Source organism: Rhodococcus sp. PD04 (assembly GCF_035918275.1).
In the GTDB taxonomy this organism is placed as follows: domain Bacteria; phylum Actinomycetota; class Actinomycetes; order Mycobacteriales; family Mycobacteriaceae; genus Rhodococcus; species Rhodococcus rhodochrous.
On record NZ_CP142143.1, the window covers coordinates 3,768,537 to 3,790,717 of the forward strand.

The 22,181-nt window shown below is 69.4% G+C and carries 1 protein-coding gene (only partly in view); it reads right to left on the reverse strand.

The features are described from left to right. Positions 1-22,181, reverse strand: the 3' portion of a protein-coding gene (locus U9J23_RS17355; RefSeq protein WP_326599406.1) for a non-ribosomal peptide synthase/polyketide synthase. Its footprint extends 7,402 nt past the window's final position; only the last 22,181 of its 29,583 coding nucleotides appear in the window; the start codon falls outside the window, past its right edge — the gene reads right to left on this strand; it ends in the stop codon at positions 1-3.

Here is a 22,181-nt window from a genome sequence, read left to right on the forward strand (position 1 = left end):
TCAGTCCAGGTCGGAGAGCCGGTACAGGCGGTGTGCCGCGCCCCACTCCTCGAGCAACCCGTCGGGTGCGTCGTCCACCACGACGACGACCGCGAGGTCCTCGAGCGAACCGGGTTCGAGCGTGCTCAGCGACGCCTCGGGCAGGTGCACGTGGGTGACCCACTCGTTGTAGAGCACGCTGTCCAGTGCCGTACCCGACGACGCGCCCTCGGGCACGACCACGACGACGGCACCGGTCGCCGAGACGACCAGCGGTTCGAGCGCCACCGCCTCGATGTCGACGCCGCCCACCGCGAGGCTGCGCGACTCGTAGGTCAGCTCGTACCGATCCCGCAGCGTCCCGATCCGCTCGACCAGCTCGGCGTTCGTGAACGTCCGCGACGACAGCACGAGCGCCGGGTCCGCCGAGCCGACCGGACGCAACCGGTCGGCATAGGTCACCGGATCCGCCGGCTGGGCCGCCAGCTCGTCCCGCACACCGGGTTCGTCGACGACCAGCCAGCCGTCCGCACCGTTCATGGCGGTACCGGCGACCGTCAGTCCCAGACCGGCTCCGGCGGGCAGCTGCCCGTCGGCGCGGGTGGGATCGACCGGCGCGATCGCGGCACCGGTCTTGGCCACCGCCCACTGGGCGACCACGGACTCCACCGAGCGCGGGATCGCGATCGCGACCACGTCTCCGGTGCCGAGTCCCCGGCCGATGAGCAGCCGGGCCAGGCGGGAGGACCGTGCGTCGAGTTCCCGGTAGGCGATCTCCGTTCCCTCACCTCCGACCTCCGGATCGGCGGGGAGCGAGAGCGCCGGCGCCGCCGGGTCCTCCTCGACCACCTCGGCGAAGACGGTGGCCAGCGTCCGCGCGCCGGTGTCCACCGCCGCGGTGGACGGTCCGGACTCGGCGACGATGCGGGCGAGTTCCTCCGCGTCGACGAGGTCGATGTCGCCGACCGCAGACTCCGGATCGGTGGCGAACGCGTCGAGCACGCGCACCAGCCGCTCCGAGATGTTCCTGATCTCCGGCTCGGTGAAGAACCGCTCCAGGTACTTGAAGGTCAGGTCGATCCGAGTGTCGGCAACCGTCATGAGGGTGATCGGGTAGTGCGTGGCGTCCTTCACCCCGACCCCGGTGATCGTCATACCGTCGATCGACCCCGCCGCGTCGGACAGCGCCTCGCGGTCGATCGGGTACGACTCGAACACCAGCAACGAGTCGAAGCCGATCGGGCTCCCGACCCGCTGCTCGATCTCGGACAGCCCGACGTAGTGGTGGTCGAGCAGACCCGCCTGTTCGGACTGCAGACGCTGCAGCAAGCGCGCCACCGACTCGTGCGGATCGACCCGCACGCGCACCGGCAGGGTGTTGATGAACAGGCCGACCATCGACTCGACGCCGGGCAGGTCGGCGGGGCGGCCCGAGACCGTGGCGCCGAACACGATGTCCGGGTTGCCGGTGATGCGGCCGAGCAGCACACCCCAGGCGGCCTGCACGAGCGTGTTCACCGTGACACCGAGCTCGGTGGCCAGCGCGGTCAGCCGGGCGGTGTGATCGGTGTCGACCAGGACGGAGACCTTCGAGATGGCCTCGTTGTCGGGGTCGCGCTGGACCGGTGCGATCACCGTCGGCTCGGAGAGCCCCTGGAGGGTCTGCGCCCACGCGTCGAGCGAGGCGGCGTGATCCTGCTCGGCGAGCCATGCGAGGAAGTTCCGGTAGGAACGCACGCGCGGCAGCACCGTGCGGTCTCCGCGCAGCACGTACAGGGCCATGAGGTCCTGCATGAGCAGTGGCATCGACCAGCCGTCGAGGAGGATGTGGTGGCTCGTCACCGCCAGGTGGTAGCGATCCGCCCCGGACCGCACGAGGAGGAACCGCATGAGCGGCGCCGTCTCCATGTCGAAACGCCTGGCCTGCTCGTCGGCCAGCACCTCCGCGAGCCCCGCCTCTCGGGCGTCGTCCGCACGATCGGTGAGATCGACCGTCCGCCACGGAAGTTCGACCTCGTCGAGTACGAGTTGGAGCGACTGCCCCTCGTCGTCGGTGACGAACGCCGTGCGGAGGTTCGGGTACCGGTCGAGCAGTGCCTGTCCCGCGTCCCGCAGGCGGTCGGGATCCACCGCACCCTCGAGGTCGAGGACCGCCTGCATCGTGTAGACGTCGACGTGGTCATCGATCGTCATCGATGCGTGGAAGAGCAGACCGGTCTGCAGCGGCGACAGCGGCCACACGTCCGCCAGCGACGGGTAGCGCTGCTCCCACGTCTCGATCTCCTTCTGGTCGATGTCGACCAGCGGCAGATCGGACGGGGTCAGGCCACCTGCGGCCGGCGAGGCGGCGTGCCGCGCGAGGGCGCTCAACGCCTCGAGCCAGTGCTGCGCGAGTTCGTCGACGTCGTCGCGGTCGAGCAGACCCGCCGGGAACGCGATGTTCGCGCCGAGTTGCGGGCCGTCCGCACCGTCGGAAACGACGGCGTTGATGTCCACGCTCGCATTGGCCGGCATGTCGGCGTCCTGGGTCACGTCGAGCTTGCCCAGCGCGTCGGTGGGCGCCCAGCCGATCTCGGCGAGCCCCTCCGGCACGTCCGCCGAGGACACCCGGCCGAGGTAGTTGAAGCTGACCTGCGGCGAGCGGTGGATCTCGGCAAGGCGCGCCGACGATTCCGGATCGAGGTAGCGCAGCAGACCGAAGCCCATGCCCTTGTCCGGGATCCCGAGCAGCTGCTCCTTGACGGCCTTGACCGCCGAACCCATCGCGGTCCCACCGGCGAAGGCGTCGTCGACGTCCACTCCGGCGAGGTCGACCCGCACCGGGTAGGCGCTGGTGAACCAGCCGACCGTCCGGGACAGGTCGGCGCCCGGCACCACTGCCTCCTCACGACCGTGACCCTCGAACTTCACGAGGGCGGACGAGGACTCGACGCCACGGTCGCGGCGCCAGCGCACCATCGCCAGTCCGAGCGCGGCCACCAGACCGTCGGCGACACCGCCTCGGAACAGGGACGGCACCGACGTCAGCAACGCATCGGTGTCGGCTGCCGGGACGGAGATCTCGAGTCGCTGCACCGTCGCCATGGTGTCGACGGCGGGATCGAACGGGCGGGCACCCAGGTCCGGGTCCGGTCCCTCGAGGATCCGTTCCCACAGCGGCAGTTCGCTCCGCCGCGACGGAGCCGCCTCGACGAGGCCGTGGGCCCAGCGACGCAGCGACGTCCCGACCGCCTCGAGCTGCGGTTCCTGACCGGAGACGATCTGTCCCCAGGCCAGACCGAGGTCCGGCAGCAGGATGCGCCACGACACGCCGTCCACCACGAGGTGGTGGGCGACGACCGTGAGGATGCCCGGGCGCGTGTCGCCGAAATCGAACCACAGAAAGCGGATCACGGAACCGCTCGACGGATCGAGACGGCCGAGGGCCGCATCGATCTCCCGGTTGGCGATCTCCGTCAGCCCGGCGTCGTCGACGTCCGGGGACAGTTCGACACGGTCGAGGATCGCGCCGGGTTCGACCGTGCCGGCCGCGCGCACCCGCAGGACGTGCGTGCCGTCGGCACCCCGTTCGAGGATCGAGCGCAGCGCGTCGTGGTGGTCGATCACCGCACCGATGGTGCGGGTCAACACGTCCCGGTCGATGCCCTGCGGCAGTGTGACGGACACGAGCTGCGAGAACCGGTCGAAGCCGCCGGGCCAGCCGAGCACGTCGCGCATGATCGGGGTGAGGGGCACCTCGCCGACACCGCCGCCGGGCAGCTCGGCCAGGCGGATGGGGCCGGAACTCTCCGCCCGCGTGGCGACCTCGGCGAGGCCCGCCACCGACCGACGCTCGAAGACGTCGCGCGGAGTGAACACCACACCACGCGCCTTCGCCCGCGACACCAACTGGATCGACACGATGCTGTCGCCACCGAGCGCGAAGAACGACTCGTCGACACTCACCTTGTCCAGATGCAGGACCTCCGCGAAGACCTCCGCGATGATCTGCTCGATCTCGCTCTCCGCAGCGCGGTACTCGCGCTCCTCGATCACCGGCTCCGGCAGAGCATCACGGTCGAGCTTGCCCACCGGGGTCAGCGGCACCTCGTCGAGCACCACGATCGCCGACGGCACCATGTGCGGCGGCAACGACCGCGCCACGAACTCCGTCAGCTCCGCGGTGTCGACCGTGCGGCCGCGGACGGGCAGCACGTACGACACCAGCACGGTGGCGCCCGAGCCGGTCGTGCGACCCAGGGTCGCCGCGAAGTCCACCGTCTCGTGCTCGGTCAGCGCCGCGTCGATCTCGCCGAGTTCGATGCGGAAACCGCGCACCTTGACCTGGAAATCGCTGCGGCCGACGAACTCGAGTTCGACGGGGCCACCGTCGATCGAGCGCCAGCGCACCACGTCGCCGGTGCGGTACATGCGGGAGCCGTCGGCGCTGTACGGGTTGGCGACGAAGCGCTCCGAGGTCAGGCCGCTGCGACCGTGGTAGCCGCGTGCGAGCGCACCACCGGCCATGTACAGCTCACCGGCGACACCCTCGGGCACCGGCTGGAGCCGGGCGTCGAGGACGAGCGCGGAGACGCCGTGCGTGGGATTGCCGATGGTGACCGGCCGGCCCGGCTGCAGCTTGCCGAAGGACGAGATGATCGTCGTCTCGGTCGGGCCGTAGCCGTTGAAGTACTTCCGTCCCGGCGCCCACCGCGCGAGCAGTTCGGGCGTGGTGACGTCGCCGCCGACGGAGACCACCTCGAGGCTGTCGATGCCGGTCGGATCCATCGTGCCCAGCACCGCGGGCGTGATGATCGTGTGGGTCACGCGCTCGGTCTTCAGCAGCTCGGCGAGATCCGGGCCACCGATGATCCCGGCGGGCACGATCACCAGCGTGGCGCCGCTGGAGAACGCCGCCATCCACTCGAGCACCGACGGGTCGAAGCTCGGCGAGCAGATGTGCAGGAAGCGATGCCCGGCCCGCAGGTGGTACAGGTCCACCGCGGTGTCGACCACTCCCCCGAGTCCGGTGTGCGTGACGACGACACCCTTCGGTCGACCGGTCGAACCCGACGTGTAGATCACGTAGGCCGGCTGGTCGAGCCGGATCGGGCGCAGCCGCTCGGCATCGGTGATCGGATCGGCCGACCGGGCCTCGAGTGCGGCGGTGGTCTCCGCCGAGTCGAGCACGAGCCAGTCGGCCTCGTCCGGCAGGTCGCCGATGTGCGCACCACCTGTGAGGCCGAGTGCCGCACCGGAATCGGACAGCATGTAGCGCACGCGCTCGGTCGGGTAGGTCGGGTCGACGGGCAGGTGGGCGGCGCCGGTCTTCGCGATCGCCCACACGCTCAGCACCATCTCGTACGACCGCGGGTACGCGACCGCGACGATGTTCTCCGGTCCGACACCCCGCTCGATGAGCAGACGGGCCAGACGCGACGAGGTCTCGTCGAGTTCCTGGTAGGTGATCGAGCGGCCCTCGTAGCGCACCGCCACGGCGTCGGGGTCGATCGCGACACCGGTCGTGAGGATGTCGGTGAGGCTTCCCCCGGCACTGACGCGGTCGCCGTGGACGTGGGTGAGCCGGTCGAACTCGCTCGCATCGAGGATCGCCAGGTCTCCGACGGGCGCCTGCGGATCGACCAACGCACCGGTGAGCAGCATCGAGAACCTGCGCGCGAACTCCTCGACGGTCCGGCGATCGAACAGGGCCGTCGCGTAGGAGAACTCGGCTCCGATGCCGGCGGGCTCGCCCGTCTCGTCGTACTGCTCGCGCAGCGTCAGGGACAGGTCGAACTTGGCGGTGTCGACGTCGAAGGGGACACCCGAGACCGTCAGGCCCGGGAGTTCGAGACCGGCCGACGGCAGGTTCTCGAACGACAGGGCCACCTGGAACAGCGGGTGACGGGCGGTCGACCGCTCCGGTGCGAGGATCTCGACGAGCCGCTCGAACGGGATGTCCGCGTGGGCGAACGCCTCGAGGTCGGTCTCCCGGACCCGCGCGAGGAGATCGGTGAAGCTCTCCCCACCGTCCACCCGGCTGCGCAGCACGAGCGTGTTGACGAACATGCCGATCATGTCGTCGAGTTCGTGCTCACCACGGCCCGCGATCGGGGTACCGATCGCGACGTCGTCGGTGTCGGCCATGCGGGCGAGGAACACCGCGAGCGCCGTGTGCATCACCATGAACATCGTCGTGCCGGTCCGGCGTGCGAGTTCGGCGACGGCGCGGTGCGTATCCGCGTCGATCGTGAGTCCGACCGTGCCGCCGGCGAACGACTGCACCGGCGGGCGCGGACGGTCCATCGGCAGGTTCAGCTCGTCCGGAAGTCCGGCCAATGCCTCCCGCCAGTACGCCGCCTGCGCGGACAGCACGCTCTCGGGATCGTCCTCGGAGCCGAGCACCCGGCGCTGCCACACCGCGAAGTCGGCGTACTGCACCGGCAGCGGCGTCCAGCCCGGTTCCTCCCCGTGGGCACGGGAGAGATAGGCGGTCATGACGTCCCGGGTCAGCGGAGCCATCGACCATCCGTCGGCACTGATGTGGTGGACGACGAAGACCAGTACGTGGTCGGTCTCGCTCAGGCGCAACAGCGCCACCCGCAGGGGCAACTCCGAGGTGACATCGAAACCGGTGGTGACGATCTCGCGGATCCGGTCCGGCACGTCCGCCGGGTCGACGTCCTCGGCGACGACCTGCTGTGCGGCGTCGGCCGTGGGCAGGACGAGCTGGTAGGGACGCCCGTCGTCCTCCGGGTAGATCGTGCGCAGCACCTCGTGCCTGTCGAGCATGTCGCGGACCGCCGCCTGCAGGGCCTCCACGTCGAGCGCGCCGGTGAGCCGCACGGCGACCGGCAGGTTGTCGGCGGCCGACGAGCTGTCGAAGCGGTTGAGGAACCACATGCGCTGCTGCGCGAGCGACAGCGGGATGCGGTCGGTGCGCGGCTGCGGCACGAGCGGGGCACGCCCGGTCGCGCCGGTGTGCTGTTCGGCGTGCGCGGCGAGCGCCTCGACGGTCGAGGCCTCGAACAGGGCCCGCACGGGCACCCGGACGTCGAGCGCGGACCCGAGGCGGGCGACGAGCTGCGTGGCGATCAGCGAGTTGCCACCGAGCGCGAAGAAGTCGTCGTCGAGACCCACGCGGTCGACGCCGAGCACGTCGGCGAAGGCGCCTGCCACGATCTCCTCGACCGGCGTGCGCGGGGCGCGGAACTTGCGCACCTCGAAGGTCGGCGCGGGCAGCGCCTTGCGGTCGAGCTTGCCCGAGGTGTTGAGCGGGAACTCGTCGAGAACCACCACGGCGGCGGGCACCATGTACGACGGCAGGGAGCCGGAGACGAACTCGATCAGCGCTCCGCTGTCGATCTCGTGCCCCGGCACCGGCACGACGTAGCCGGCGAGCTGGTCACCGGTCTGGGTCTGGGCCACGAGGACCGCGGCCTGGTTGACCGATTCGTGTGCCAGCAGGGCGGTCTCGATCTCGCCGAGCTCGATGCGCTGACCGCGGAACTTCACCTGGAAGTCGGTGCGGCCGATGTACTCGAGCTCGCCGTCGCCGTTCCACGTCACCAGGTCGCCGGTGCGGTACATCCGGTCGCCCGATTCACCGAAGGGGTTGGCGACGAACCGGTCGGAGGTGAGATCGGGTCGCCGGACGTAACCGCGTGCGAGCTGGACTCCCGCGAGGTAGAGCTCACCCGGGACACCCACCGGCACCGGCCGCAGACGACCGTCGAGCACGTACGCGCGGACGTTCCACTCGGGCACGCCGATCGGCACGACGTCGACCGGTCCCTCGGCGGGGGCCTGCCAGTAGGTCGCCGAGACCGCGGCCTCGGTCGGCCCGTAGAGGTTGTCGATGTCCGCGGAGCTGATCCGGCGCACACCGTCGATCGTCTCGGGCGGCAGGGCCTCACCGATGACGAAGATGTCGCGCAGCGTGCTGCACGAGGCGGCGTCGGCGTGCGCGGCGAAGACGGTGAGCATCGACGGCACGAAGTCGGTGATGGTCACCTTCTCGCGGGCGATGACCTCCGACAGGTAGGCCGGATCGCGGTGGCCGTCGGGGGTGGCGATCACGAGTTTCGCGCCCACGCTCAGCGGCATGAAGAAGCCCCACAGCGACACGTCGAAGGTCGTCGCGGTCTTCTGGAAGTACACGTCCTCCGAGGTCATCTCGAATTCGTGCAGCATCCACTCCGTCTGGTTGACGATCGCGCGGTGCGTCACGGCCACGCCCTTCGGCCGCCCGGTGGAACCGGAGGTGAAGATCGCGTAGGCGGTGTTGTCGGGACGCAGCGGCGAGAGCCTGTCTTCGTCGCCGATCGGTGTCGCCGGCACGTCCGCGAGGTCGAGACGGTCGATCTCCACGGCGTCGACGGCGATGCCCGACGGGATCTCGAACTCGTCGCGCGCCGTGGTCACGATGCACACCGGGTCGGCGGTGTCGAGGATGTGGCGGATGCGGTCGGCCGGGTGATCCGGGTCGATCGGCACCCAGGCGCCGCCGGCCCGCACGATCGCGTACATGCCGACGAGCAGTTCCGTCGAGCGACGGACGGCGAGGCCGACCAGCGACTCCGGTCCCACACCGCGGCGGATCAGGTGCCGGGCGAGACGGTTGACCCGCGCGTCGAACTCGGCGTAGGTCAGTTCCTCGCCCTCGTAGGAGAGCGCGACCGCATCCGGGGTGCGTGCCACCTGCGCGTCGAAACGCGTGGTGAGCAGCGCGGTCCCGTCGAGAGCGTGATCCGAGTCGTTCCACGCGTGGAGGATCCGGTCGAGTTCCTCGGAGCCGAGCAGCGCGATGTCACCGACCGGCATCTCCGGCTGCTGCGCCATCGCCTCGAGCGCGCGGACGAAACGCTCGACGAGCGTCTCGACCTGATCACGGTCGAACAGCGCTCGCTGGTAACGCAGTTCGACTTCGAGCGCGGACCGCAGGTGCACGAACAGGCTCAGCGGGTAGTGCGTCGCGTCGTGGGTGCCCACACCCGTGACGGCCATGCCGTCGATGGAGGCGGACTGCTCGGCGAGCGCCTCCTCGTCGAGCGGGTACGACTCGAACACTGTGAGTGTGTCGAAGGCGACCGACGGACTCGTCGCCCGCTGGATCTCGGTGAGTCCGAGATGGTGATGGCCGAGCAGTGCGGCCTGCTCGCCCTGCAGGCGTTCCAGGAAGACCGAGACGGGCTCATCCGGATCGAAGGCGACCCGCACGGGCAGCGTGTTGATGAACAGACCGACCATCGACTCCACACCGGGCAGGTCGGCGGGGCGACCCGAGACCGTGGCGCCGAAGACGACGTCCTCGGCACCGGTGAGGCGGCCGAGCAGCACACCCCAGGCGGCCTGCACGAGCGTGTTCACCGTGACGCCGAGGCGCGCGGCGGCGCTGCTGACGGCGACCAGTCGCTCGGCGTCGAGTTCGACCTTCACCCGGTCGTCGCCCTGCAGTCCGGGATGGCGCGGGGTCTGCGGGGCGAGCAGCGTCGGCTCCTCGAAGCCGGCGAAGGTCTGCGCCCACGCCTCACGCGAGGATTCGCGGTCGCGGGCGGTGACCCATTCGAGGAAGGAGCGGTACGAGCGCACCCGCGGCAGCAGGGACACCTCTCCCCTGGTCGCGTACAGGGCCATGAGGTCCTGCATGAGCAGCGGCATCGACCAGCCGTCGACCAGCACGTGGTGAGTGGTCACGCCGAGCTGGTAGCGGCCGTCACCGAGATGCACGAGGACGAACCGCATGAGCGGTCCGGTGTCCATGACGAAGCGGCGTGCTTCCTCGTCCTTCCAGAACGGCACCGTGGCGGTGACGCCGTCCGCGGCGACCTCCGCGGACATGTCGACGGTGCGCCACGGCACCTGCACGTCGTCGAGCACGAGCTGTACCGAGTCGCCGTCGGCGTCGGTCACGAAGACCGTCCGCAGGTTGGCGTGCCGGTCGAGCAGTGCCTGTGCGGCGCGGTGGAGCCGCTCGGGATCCACCTCGCCCTCGAGGTCGAGGACGGCCTGCATCGTGTAGACGTCGACGTCGTCCTCGCCGGTCATCAATGCGTGGAAGAGCAGACCGGACTGCAGCGGCGACAGCGGCCACACGTCCGCCAGCGACGGGTAGCGCACGTGCCAGCGGTCGAGATCGGCCTGGGTGACCGAGACGAGCGGCACGTCGGAGGGCGTGAGTCCACCGGCTGCGGGGTCGGCGGCGTGCGTGACGAGTGCCGCGAGAGCGGCCCGCCAGTGCTGCACGAACTCGTCGACGTCCTCGCGGTCGAGCAGACCCGCCGGGAACGCGATGTTCGCGCCGAGCTGCGGACCGTCCGCACCGTCGTTGACGATCGCGTTGATGTCGACCGCCGCGCTCGCGGGCATGTCGGCATCGAGGGCGGCGTCGACGCGTCCCAGCGCGTCGGTCGGGGCCCAGCCGATCTCGGCGAGCCCCTCCGGCACGTCCGCGGAGGACACGCGGCCGAGGTAGTTGAAGCTGATCTGCGGCGGCCGCGCGATCGCGGCGAGTCGTGCCGACGACTCCGGATCGAGGTAGCGCAGCAGACCGAAGCCCATGCCCTTGTCCGGGATGGCCAGCAGCTGTTCCTTGACGGCCTTGACCGCTGCACCCATCGCGGCGCCACCGGCGACGGCGTCGTCGACGTCGATACCGGTCAGGTCGACCCGCACCGGGTAGGCGCTGGTGAACCAGCCGACCGTCCGGGACAGGTCGGCGCCCGGCACCACGGATTCCTCGCGACCGTGACCCTCGAACTTCACGAGGGCCGAGGAGGATTCGATGCCGCGGTCGCGGCGCCAGCTCACGAGTGCCAGCCCGAGCGCGGCCACCAGCCCGTCGGCGACACCGCCGCGGAACAGTGCCGGCACCGTGGTGAGCAGTGCATCGGTCTGCGCGGCGTCGAGATTCATCTCGATGCGTTCGACGGTGGACGTGACGTCGACGGCGGGGTCGAAGGGACGCTCGCCGAGCAGCGGGTCCGGTCCCTCGAGGATCCGTTCCCACAGCGGCAGTTCCGACCGGCGCTGTGCCGCGGCGTCCACAAGGCCGTGGGCCCAGCGGCGCAACGACGTCCCGACGGCCTCGAGCCGCGGCTGCTCACCGGAGACGATCTGTCCCCAGGCCAGACCGAGGTCCGGCAGCAGGATGCGCCACGACACGCCGTCCATCACCAGGTGGTGGGCGACGACGAGGAGCACGCCGCGACGTTCGGCCGAGCCGAAGTCGAACCACACGAATCGCAGCACCGAGCCGGCGAACGGGTCGAGTGCTCCGAGCGCGGAATCGAGCTCGCGGGAGGCGATCTCGGTGAGCTCGGCGTCGTCGACGTCGGCCGCGACCTCGACCCGAGTCAGCAGGGCGCCCGGATCCACGGTGCTCGCGGAGCGGACCCGCAGGGTCACCTCTCCGTCGGCATCGCGTTCGAGGATCGAGCGCAGCGCGTCGTGGTGGTCGATCACCGCTCCGATGGTGCGGGTCAGCACGTCCCTGTCGATGTCGGCCGGGAGGGTCACGGCGACGGTCTGCGAGAAGCGGTCGAAGCCGCCGGGCCAGCCGAGGACCTCGCGCATGATCGGAGTGAGCGGCACGTCGCCGACACCACCGCCGGAGAGCTCCTCGAGGCGCACCGCCTGCGTCTCGTCGGCGCGAGTGGCGACCTCGGCGAGGCCCGCCACCGACCGACGCTCGAAGACGTCGCGCGGAGTGAACACCACACCACGCGCCTTCGCCCGCGACACCAACTGGATCGACACGATGCTGTCGCCACCGAGCGCGAAGAACGACTCGTCGACACTCACCTTGTCCAGATGCAGGACCTCCGCGAAGACCTCCGCGATGATCTGCTCGATCTCGCTCTCCGCAGCGCGGTACTCGCGTTCCTCGATCACCGGCTCCGGCAGAGCATCACGGTCGAGCTTGCCCACCGGGGTCAGCGGCACCTCGTCGAGCACCACGATCGCCGACGGCACCATGTGCGGCGGCAACGACCGCGCCACGAACTCCGTCAGCTCCGCGGTGTCGACCGTGCGGCCGCGGACGGGCAGCACATAGGACACGAGGACGGTAGCGCCGGACGGGGTGGACCGGCCCACCGTCGTCGCCCAGTTCACCGACTCGTGTGTGCTGAGGACCGCGTCGATCTCACCGAGTTCGATGCGGAAACCGCGCACCTTGACCTGGAAATCGCTGCGGCCGACGAACTCGATCTCGAGCCGGTCCTCGACGGGCCGCCACCGGACGACGTCGCCGGTGCGGTACATGCGGTCGCCGGGTTCGCCGTACGGGTTGGGGACGAACCGTTCGGCGGTCAGCGCGTTGCGGCGGTGGTAGCCGCGGGCGAGTGCCCGGCCGGCCACGTAGAGCTCACCCGCCATACCGGCGGCCACGGGACGCAGACGCGAGTCGAGCACGAGGGCCGTCATACCCACGATGGGTTCGCCGATCGTGATCGGACGTCCGGGTTCCATCTCGCCGAAGGTCGACACGATGGTCGCCTCGGTCGGGCCGTACGCGTTGACGTAGGTGGTGCGCTGCGACCATTCGGCCAGCAACTCCGGCGTCGTCACATCGCCACCGACGGAGAGCACCTCGAAACTGTCGATGCCCGTGGAGTCCATCGTGCCCAGCACCGCGGGCGTGATGATCGTGTGGGTCACGCGTTCGGTCTTCAGCAGTTCGGCGAGATCCGGTCCGCCGATGATCCCGGCGGGCACGATCACCAGCGTCGCGCCGAATGCGAAGGCCGCCATCCACTCGAGCACCGACGGGTCGAAGCTCGGCGAGCAGATCTGGAGGAACCGCGAATCGGAGGTCACCCCGTACAGATCGGTGACCATGTCCTTCAGGCCCGCAAGACCCGTGTGGGTGACGACGACGCCCTTGGGCTTGCCGGTCGACCCCGAGGTGTAGATCAGGTAGGCGGGGTGGTGGACCCGGATCGGGCGTACCCGGTCGGCGTCGGTGATCGGTGCGGCGGAACGGGATTCGACGTCCGCAGCGAACGCCGGGTCGTCGAGCAGCAACCATTCCGCGTCGTCGGGCAGTCCGCCGACGAACTCGGACGACGTGATGCCCAGGGTGGCCCCGGAATCGTCGAGCATGTAGCGCACACGGTCGGCCGGATAGGTCGGGTCGACGGGGACGTGCGCCGCACCGGACTTGGCCACGGCCATGACGGTGACCGTCATGTCGTACGAGCGCGGGAACGACACGGCAACGAAGTTCTCCGGGCCGATGCCACGGTCGATCAGCACCCGCGCGAGCTTCGACGAGGTCTCGTCGAGTTCGCGATAGGTGATCGATCGTCCCTCGTACCGCACCGCGACGGCGTCGGGATCCATCGCGACGCCGCGCGTGAGGAACTCGGCCAGGGTGCTCGGTTCGGTGATGACGTCGTGTCCGCGCATGGCCGTGAGCTGCGCGAACTCGTCGTCGGCGAGCAGCGGCAGGTCACCGACCGGGGCACGGTCGTTCGTGAGGATGCCGCCGACCAGTCGTGTGAACCGCTCGGCGAAACGCTGGATCGTGCTCTCGTCGAAGAGTGCACTGGCATAGGAGAACTCGGCGGACAGGCCGGCGGGTGCGCCGGATCCGTCGATGTGTTCGCGCAGGGTCAGGCCCAGGTCGAACTTCGCGGTGTCGACCTCGAACGGAACGCCGGAGACGGTGAGCTCGGGCAGTTCCAGAGCGGTCTCGGGCAGGTTCTCGAACGACAGGACCACCTGGAACAGCGGGTGGCGCGCCGTCGACCGTTCGGGGTTGAGGATCTCCACGAGCCGTTCGAACGGGATGTCGGCATGGGCGAACGCCTCGAGGTCGGCCTCGCGCACCCGTGCGAGCAGGTCGGAGAAGCCCTCGCCCGTGTCCACCCGGCTGCGCAGCACGAGGGTGTTGACGAACATGCCGATCAGGTCGTCGACCTCGGCCTCACCGCGACCCGCGATGGGCGTGCCGATCGCGACGTCGTCGGTGTCGGCCATCCGCGCGAGGAAGACCGCGAGCGCGGTGTGCACGACCATGAACATCGTCGTGCCGGTCCGCCGCGCGAGCGCCGCGAGACCGCGGTGCGTGTCGGCGTCGAGGAGGAAGTCGACCTTGCCGCCGGCGAAGGACTGCACCGCGGGACGCGGCCGGTCCATCGGCAGGTTCAGCTCGTCCGGGAGCCCGGCGAGGGTGCGCTTCCAGAAGTCGGCCTGCGCCGCGAGCAGACTCGCGGCATCGTCCTCGTCGCCGAGCACGTCGCGCTGCCAGATCGCGAAGTCGGCGTACTGCACGGGCAGCGGCGCCCAGCCGGGGGCCTCACCCTCGGCGCGGGACATGTAGGCCGTCATGACGTCGCGGGTCAGCGGCGAAATGGACCAGCCGTCGGCGCTGATGTGGTGGACGACGAAGACGAGCACGTGATCGCGCTCGGAGAGCTCGAACAGTCGTGCGCGCAGCGGGATCTCGGTGGTGACGTCGAACCCGCGGGAGACGACCGCCGTGACCTTCTGCAGGAGGTCGTCCTCCGTGGCCGATTCGACGTCGATGTCGGGCGCGGCCTCCGCGACGGGGAGGATCAACTGGTAGGGCTGTCCGTCGATCTCGGGATAGACGGTGCGGAGCACCTCGTGCCGGGCGAGCAGGTCCTGGACCGCTGCCTGGAGCGCACCGAGGTCGAGCGCCCCGGTGAGGCGGACCGCGACCGGGATGTTGTTGACCGACGATTCGGTGTCGAAGCGGTTGAGGAACCACATGCGCTGCTGCGCGAGCGACAGCGGCACACGCTCGGGCCGCGGCTGCGGCACCAGTGGCGGACGTGCCGCCGCACCGGTGTGCTGCTCGGCCGCGACGGCGAGCGTCGCGACGCTGGGTGCCTCGAACAGCACGCGCACGGGGACGCGGGTGTCGAGCGCCGCGCCGATCCGCGAGACGACCTGGGTGGCGAGCAGCGAGTTGCCGCCGAGTTCGAAGAAGTCGTCGTCCACACCCACACGGGTGAGTCCGAGGACGTCGGCGAACACGCCGGCGACGATCTCCTCGACCGGGGTGCTCGGGGCGCGGAATTCGCGGGTCTCGAAGACCGGCTCGGGCAGGGCCCTGCGGTCGAGCTTGCCGTTGACGTTCAGCGGCAGCGCGTCGAGCGTCACGAATGCGGACGGGACCATGTACGACGGCACCTGCGTCGCCAGGTCGCTCCTGACCGCCGCCACGTCGAGGGTGCCGGACTCTGCGGGAACGACGTAGGCGACCAGCTGGGTGCCGACCCGCTCGTCCTCCCGGGCGATCACCGCGACATCACGCAACGCATCCATCGCACGCAGCGCGGACTCGATCTCACCGAGCTCGATACGGAAACCACGCACCTTCACCTGGAAGTCCGTACGCGACAGGTAGTCCAACTGCCCATCACGCGTCCAACGCACCAGGTCACCCGTACGATACAGCCGCTCACCGTCACCGAACGGCGACGCGACGAACCGCTCCGCACTCAGATCGGGTCGATCGAAGTAACCACGCGCGAGCTGTGCGCCCGCGAGGTAGAGCTCACCGGCGACACCCGCCGGCACCGGATGCAACCGCTCGTCGAGCACATAGACACGGGTGTTCCACTCGGGCACACCGATCGGCACCGACGCACCCGAGATATCGGTGACATCACCAGCAGTGACGGACACCGCAGCCTCGGTCGGACCGTAGAGGTTCACGAGCCGCGCCCGGTTGTGGGTCAGGAACCGCTGGGCGGTGGTCGGCGGCAGCGCTTCGCCGATGGCGAGGATGTGGCGCAGCGAGGGAGCCAACACCCCGTCGGCATCGACCATCAACGCTTCGAGCATCGACGGCACCACATGCAGCGTCGTCACCGACTGCTCGATCAGCAACCGGTTCAGATAGGCCGGATCCCGATGACCATCGGCCGACGCGATGACCACCCGACCACCGGAGACCAGCGCCGACCAGAACTCCCACACCGACAGGTCGAACGTCGCCACCGTCTTCAACAACACCGCATCATCGGCACCGAGACCGAAATGCTCACGCTTCCACAGCAACTGATTGACGATCGCCGCATGCGGCACCGCCACACCCTTCGGCCGACCCGTCGAACCCGACGTGAAGATCACATACGCCGTGTTCGACGCACGCAACGGCGCAATCCGCTCACCGTCGACGATGGGGTCGGCCGAGACATCCGAGAGATCGAGCGTGTCGATCGCCAGGCTCGGGACAGACCTCTCCCCCGGCGCGACGAACCCATCACGCTCGGTCGACAGGATCACGACCGGAGCAGCCGTATCGAGAATGTACGCATTGCGATCATCCGGCTGATCCGGATCCACCGGCACATAGACGCCACCGGCCTTGACCACCGCATACATACCGACGAGCAACTCGACCGAACGACGCATCGCCAGCGCCACCGTCGACTCCGGACCCACACCCTCCGAGATCAACCTGCGCGCAAGACGATTGACCCGCGCATCGAACTCCGCATAGGTCAGCAACTCACCCTCGAACACCAACGCCGTCGCATCCGGCACCCGCGAAACCTGCTCGTCGAACAGATCCACCAGGGTCGCCGAGGCGGTGGGGTGCACGGTGTCGTTCCACGCCTCGAGCACTCGCGCAGTTTCCGCGGTGTCGAGGAGCGACAGATCGCCGACCGGCAGGGCCGGATCGGCGACCACGGCGTCGAGCACGCGGATGAACCGGGCGGCGAACTCCGCGACGGTCGATTCGTCGAACAGATCGGTCGCGTACGTGAAGTAACCGGTGATGCCCGTGGGCGTGCCGTCGTCGCTGTAGCGGTCGGTGACGATCAGGTGCAGGTCGAACTGCGAGATCTCCATGTCGGCGTCGAGACCGGCGATGGTGAGACCGGGGAGTTCGAGTGCGGCCTGCGCGAGGTTCTGGAACGACAGACCCACCTGGAACAGCGGGTGCCGTGCCGTGGACCGTGCGGGGTTGAGCACCTCGACGAGCCGCTCGAACGGCACGTCGGCGTTCGCGAACGCGCCGAGGTCGGCCTCACGGGTCCGTCCCAGCAGCTCGGTGAACGACGCGTCCGACTCGACGTGGGTCCGGAACACCAGCGTGTTGACGAACATGCCGATCAGGTCGTCGAGTTCGCGCTCGCCGCGACCGGCCATCGGCGTGCCGATCGCGATGTCGTCGCTCGAGGACATGCGTGCGAGGAACACCGCGAGCGCGGTGTGCAGCACCATGAACATCGTGGTGTTCGTGCGCCGGCCGAGGTCGGCGAGGCGCCGGTGGAGGTCGGCCTCCACCGTGAAGTCGACGCGGCCGCCCCGGAACGACTGGACCGCGGGACGCGGCCGGTCGCTCGGGAGATCGAGCTGGTCGGGCAGGCCGGCGAGCGCCTGTTTCCAGTACTCGACCTGCTCGGCGGCGAGCGATTCGGGATCGTCCTCGTCGCCGAGCACCTCGCGCTGCCAGATGGCGAAGTCGGCGTACTGCACCGACAGCGGCTCCCACGCGGGGGCATCGCCCTGCGACCGCGCGACGTAGGCCGTCATGAGGTCGCGGGTGAGCGGACCCATCGACGAGCCGTCGGCGGAGATGTGGTGGACCACGAACGCGAGGACGTAGTCGGATTCGCGGACCCGGAACAGTCGTGCGCTCAGCGGCACGGCCGTGGTGACGTCGAAGCTCGTCGCCGCGAGTTCCTGGACGGCGGCAACGATGTCCGTCTCCGGCACGTCCACCGGGGTGAGGTCGGGAACCGCTCGCGCAGCCGGAACGATGACCTGGACGGGGCCGTCCTCGGTCTCCGGGTAGAAGGTGCGCAGCGATTCGTGGCGGGCCACGACGTCGCCGACGGCGGCCTGGAGCGCGTCGACGTCGAGATCGCCGCTGAGCCGGATCGCGATCGGCACGTTGTAGGCCGACGATTCGGTGTCGAAGCGGTTGAGGAACCACATGCGCTGCTGCGCGAGCGACAGCGGGATCCGTGCGGGCCGCTCGACGGCTTCGAGGGGCCGGCGGTCGTCGCCGCGCTGCGATTCGACCGCACCGGCGAGCGATTCGACGGTGGTGTTCTCGAACAGGGCACGCACCGGAACCTTCACACCGAGCGCGGCTCCGAGACGGGAGGCCACCTGGGTGGCGAGCAACGAGTTGCCGCCGAGTTCGAAGAAGTCGTCGTCGAGGCCGACCCGTTCGACGCCGAGCACCTCGGCGAAGACCGCGGCGACTGCCTGCTCGGCCGGCGTGACGGGGGTCCGGAATTCGCGGGTCTCGAAGACCGGCTCGGGCAGGGCCCTGCGGTCGAGCTTGCCGTTGACGTTCAGCGGCAGCGCGTCGAGCGTCACGAATGCGGACGGGACCATGTACGACGGCACCTGCGTCGCCAGGTCGCTCCTGACCGCCGCCACGTCGAGGGTGCCGGACTCTGCGGGAACGACGTAGGCGACCAGCTGGGTGCCGACCCGCTCGTCCTCACGGGCGATCACCGCGACATCACGCAACGCATCCATCGCACGCAGCGCGGACTCGATCTCACCGAGCTCGATACGGAAACCACGCACCTTCACCTGGAAGTCCGTACGCGACAGGTAGTCCAACTGCCCATCACGCGTCCAACGCACCAGGTCACCCGTACGATACAGCCGCTCACCGTCACCGAACGGCGACGCGACGAACCGCTCCGCACTCAGATCGGGTCGATCGAAGTAACCACGCGCGAGCTGTGCGCCCGCGAGGTAGAGCTCACCGGCGACACCCGCCGGCACCGGATGCAACCGCTCGTCGAGCACATAGACACGGGTGTTCCACTCGGGCACACCGATCGGCACCGACGCACCCGAGATATCGGTGACATCACCAGCAGTGACGGACACCGCAGCCTCGGTCGGACCGTAGAGGTTCACGAGCCGCGCCCGGTTGTGGGTCAGGAACCGCTGGGCGGTGGTCGGCGGCAGCGCTTCGCCGATGGCGAGGATGTGGCGCAGCGAGGGAGCCAACACCCCGTCGGCATCGACCATCAACGCTTCGAGCATCGACGGCACCACATGCAGCGTCGTCACCGACTGCTCGATCAGCAACCGGTTCAGATAGGCCGGATCCCGATGACCATCGGCCGACGCGATGACCACCCGACCACCGGAGACGAGAGCGGACCAGAACTCCCACACCGACAGGTCGAACGTCGCCACCGTCTTCAACAACACCGCATCATCGGCACCGAGCCCGAAATGCTCACGCTTCCACAGCAACTGATTGACGATCGCCGCATGCGGCACCGCCACACCCTTCGGCCGACCCGTCGAACCCGACGTGAAGATCACATACGCCGTGTTCGACGCACGCAACGGCGCAATCCGCTCACCGTCGACGATGGGGTCGGCCGAGACATCCGAGAGATCGAGCGTGTCGATCGCCAGGCTCGGGACAGACCTCTCCCCCGGCGCGACGAACCCATCACGCTCGGTCGACAGGATCACGACCGGAGCAGCCGTATCGAGAATGTACGCATTGCGATCATCCGGCTGATCCGGATCCACCGGCACATAGACGCCACCGGCCTTGACCACCGCATACATACCGACCAGCAACTCGACCGAACGGCGCATCGCCAACGCCACCGTCGACTCCGGACCCACACCCTCCGAGATCAACCGGCGCGCAAGACGATTGACCCGCGCATCGAACTCCGCATAGGTCAACGACTCACCCTCGAACACCAACGCCGCCGCATCCGGCACCCGCGAAACCTGCTCGTCGAACAGATCCACCAGGGTCGACGCCTGTTCGACCGCACGGTCGGTGGCGTTCCACGACTCGAGGATCTCGACCCGCTCGGATCCGTCGAGCATGTCGATGTCGCCGACGGCCGTGGTCGGGTCGGTGACGATCGCCTCGACGACCCGCACGAAGCGCTGCGCGAAACCTGCGACCGTCGACTCGTCGAACAGATCCGTGGCGTACGTGAAGGTGGCATCGATGACGTCGGGCGCACCGTCGTCGTCGTAGTGGTCGAACACCGTGAGCTGCAGGTCGGTCTTGGCGAGCTGCAACTCGAAATCGGTGGAGCTCACCGTCAGACCGGGCAGTTCGAGCTGGGTGCGCGCCAGGTTCTGGAACGACAGACCCACCTGGAAGAGCGGATTGCGGGCGGTCGAGCGCACCGGGTTCAGCACTTCCACCAGGCGCTCGAACGGCACGTCGGCGTTCGCGAAGGCACCGAGGTCGGTCTCGCGGGTGCCTTCGAGGAGTCGCTCGAAGGACTGGGCCGGGTCGACGTCGCTGCGGAAGACCAGCGTGTTGACGAACATGCCGATCAGGTCGTCGAGCTCGCGCTCGCCGCGACCGGCGATCGGGGTGCCGATCGCGATGTCGCGGGTACCCGAGAGCCGCGCCAGCAGAGTCGCGAAAGCGGCGTTGACGACCATGAACAGCGTGGCGTTCTTCGACCGTGCGAGTTCCTGGAGGCCGCGGTGCAGTTCGGGCGAGATCGTGAACTGCAACGATTCGCCGCGGAAGCTCTGGCTCGGCGGACGCGGGCGGTCGGACGGGAGATCGAGCTGGTCGGGCAGGCCGGCGAGGGCCTGCTTCCAGTACTCGACCTGCTTGGCGGCCAGCGATTCCGGATCGTCCTCGCTGCCGAGCACCTCGCGCTGCCACAGCGCGTAGTCGGCGTACTGCACGGGCAGCGGCTCCCATGCCGGGGCGTCGCCGTGCGAGCGTGCCGCATAGGCCGTCATCAGGTCGCGGGTCAGCGGGCCGACCGACGCGCCGTCGGCGGACACGTGGTGCACGACCAGCGCGAGGATGTGCTCGTCGTCGCTGACGCGGAAGATGCGCACCGCGACGGGCACCTCGGAGGTCACGTCGAAGGTCGTCGACATGAAGGCCACGATCTCGGGTTCGAGTTCGGCCTCCGCGACCTCGCGCACGACGAGTTCGGGCAGTGCACCGTCGAGCGGGAGCACCACCTGGTGCGGGCCCTCCGGCGAGTCCGGATAGATGGTGCGGAGCGATTCGTGCCGCGCGATGACGTCGCGTGCTGCCGCACGAAGTGCCTCGACGTCGAGAGTGCCGACGAGTCGCACGGCGATCGGGATGTTGTCGACCGCAGAGGACGCCGTGTCGAACTGGTTGAGGAACCAGTAGCGCTGCTGCGCGAGCGACAGCGGAACCCGGTCGGGTCGCTCGGTGGCGACGAGGGGCCGGCGCGGACCGCCGGACACCCCACGTTCGAGGCGCGCCGCAAGCTCTTCCACGGTGGAGGCCTCGAACAGCAGGCGCAGCGGCACGGTCGCGTTCAGCGCGGCACCGATGCGGGAGACCACCTGGGTGGCGATGAGCGAGTTGCCGCCGAGCGCGAAGAAGTCGTCGTCGAGGCCGACCCGTTCGACACCGAGGACCTCGGAGTAGATCGACGCCACGACCTGCTCGGTGGAGGTGGTGGGAGCGCGGAACTCCTTGACCTCGAAGACCGGGTCGGGCAGCGCCTTGCGGTCGAGCTTGCCGGACGCACCGAGCGGCATGGCGTCGAGGAGCACATAAGTGGTGGGGACCATGTAGGCCGGCAACTGCGCGGACAGTGCCGCCCCGGCCGCCGCCTGATCGAAGGTCTCACCGGCTTGCGGGACGACGTAGGCGACGAGCTGGTCGTGCCGGACGAGCACGACGGCCTGGTCGACCTCGTCGAGAGCGAGCAGCGCGGTCTCGATCTCGCCGAGTTCGATGCGCAGACCGCGGAGCTTGACCTGGAAGTCGGTTCGGCCGATGTAGTCGAGTTCGCCGGCGCTCTCCGTCCAGCGCACGAGGTCGCCGGTGCGGTACAACCGCTCACCGTCGCCGAACGGCGAGGCGACGAAGCGTTCGGCCGTGAGGTCGGGGCGCTGCATGTACCCGCGCGCGAGCTGGACGCCCGCGAGATAGAGCTCTCCCGCGACCCCCACAGGAACGGGCGCGAGACGCTCGTCGAGGACGTAGACGCGGGTGTTCCACACGGGGGCACCGATCGGCACGGAGACCGTGTCGGCGTCGGTGGCCTCGTGGTAGGTCACGTCCACGGCCGCCTCGGTGGGGCCGTAGAGGTTGTGCAGGCCGGCGTCGGACAACAGTGCCCGCGTGCGTGCGGCCAGTGCGGGCGGGAGCGCCTCACCGGAGGCGAAGACGTGACGGAGCGAAGTGAGTTCGTCGGCCGACGCTTCGGCGACGAACACCGCCAGCATCGACGGCACGAAGTGCACGACGGTCACGCCGCGCCGCT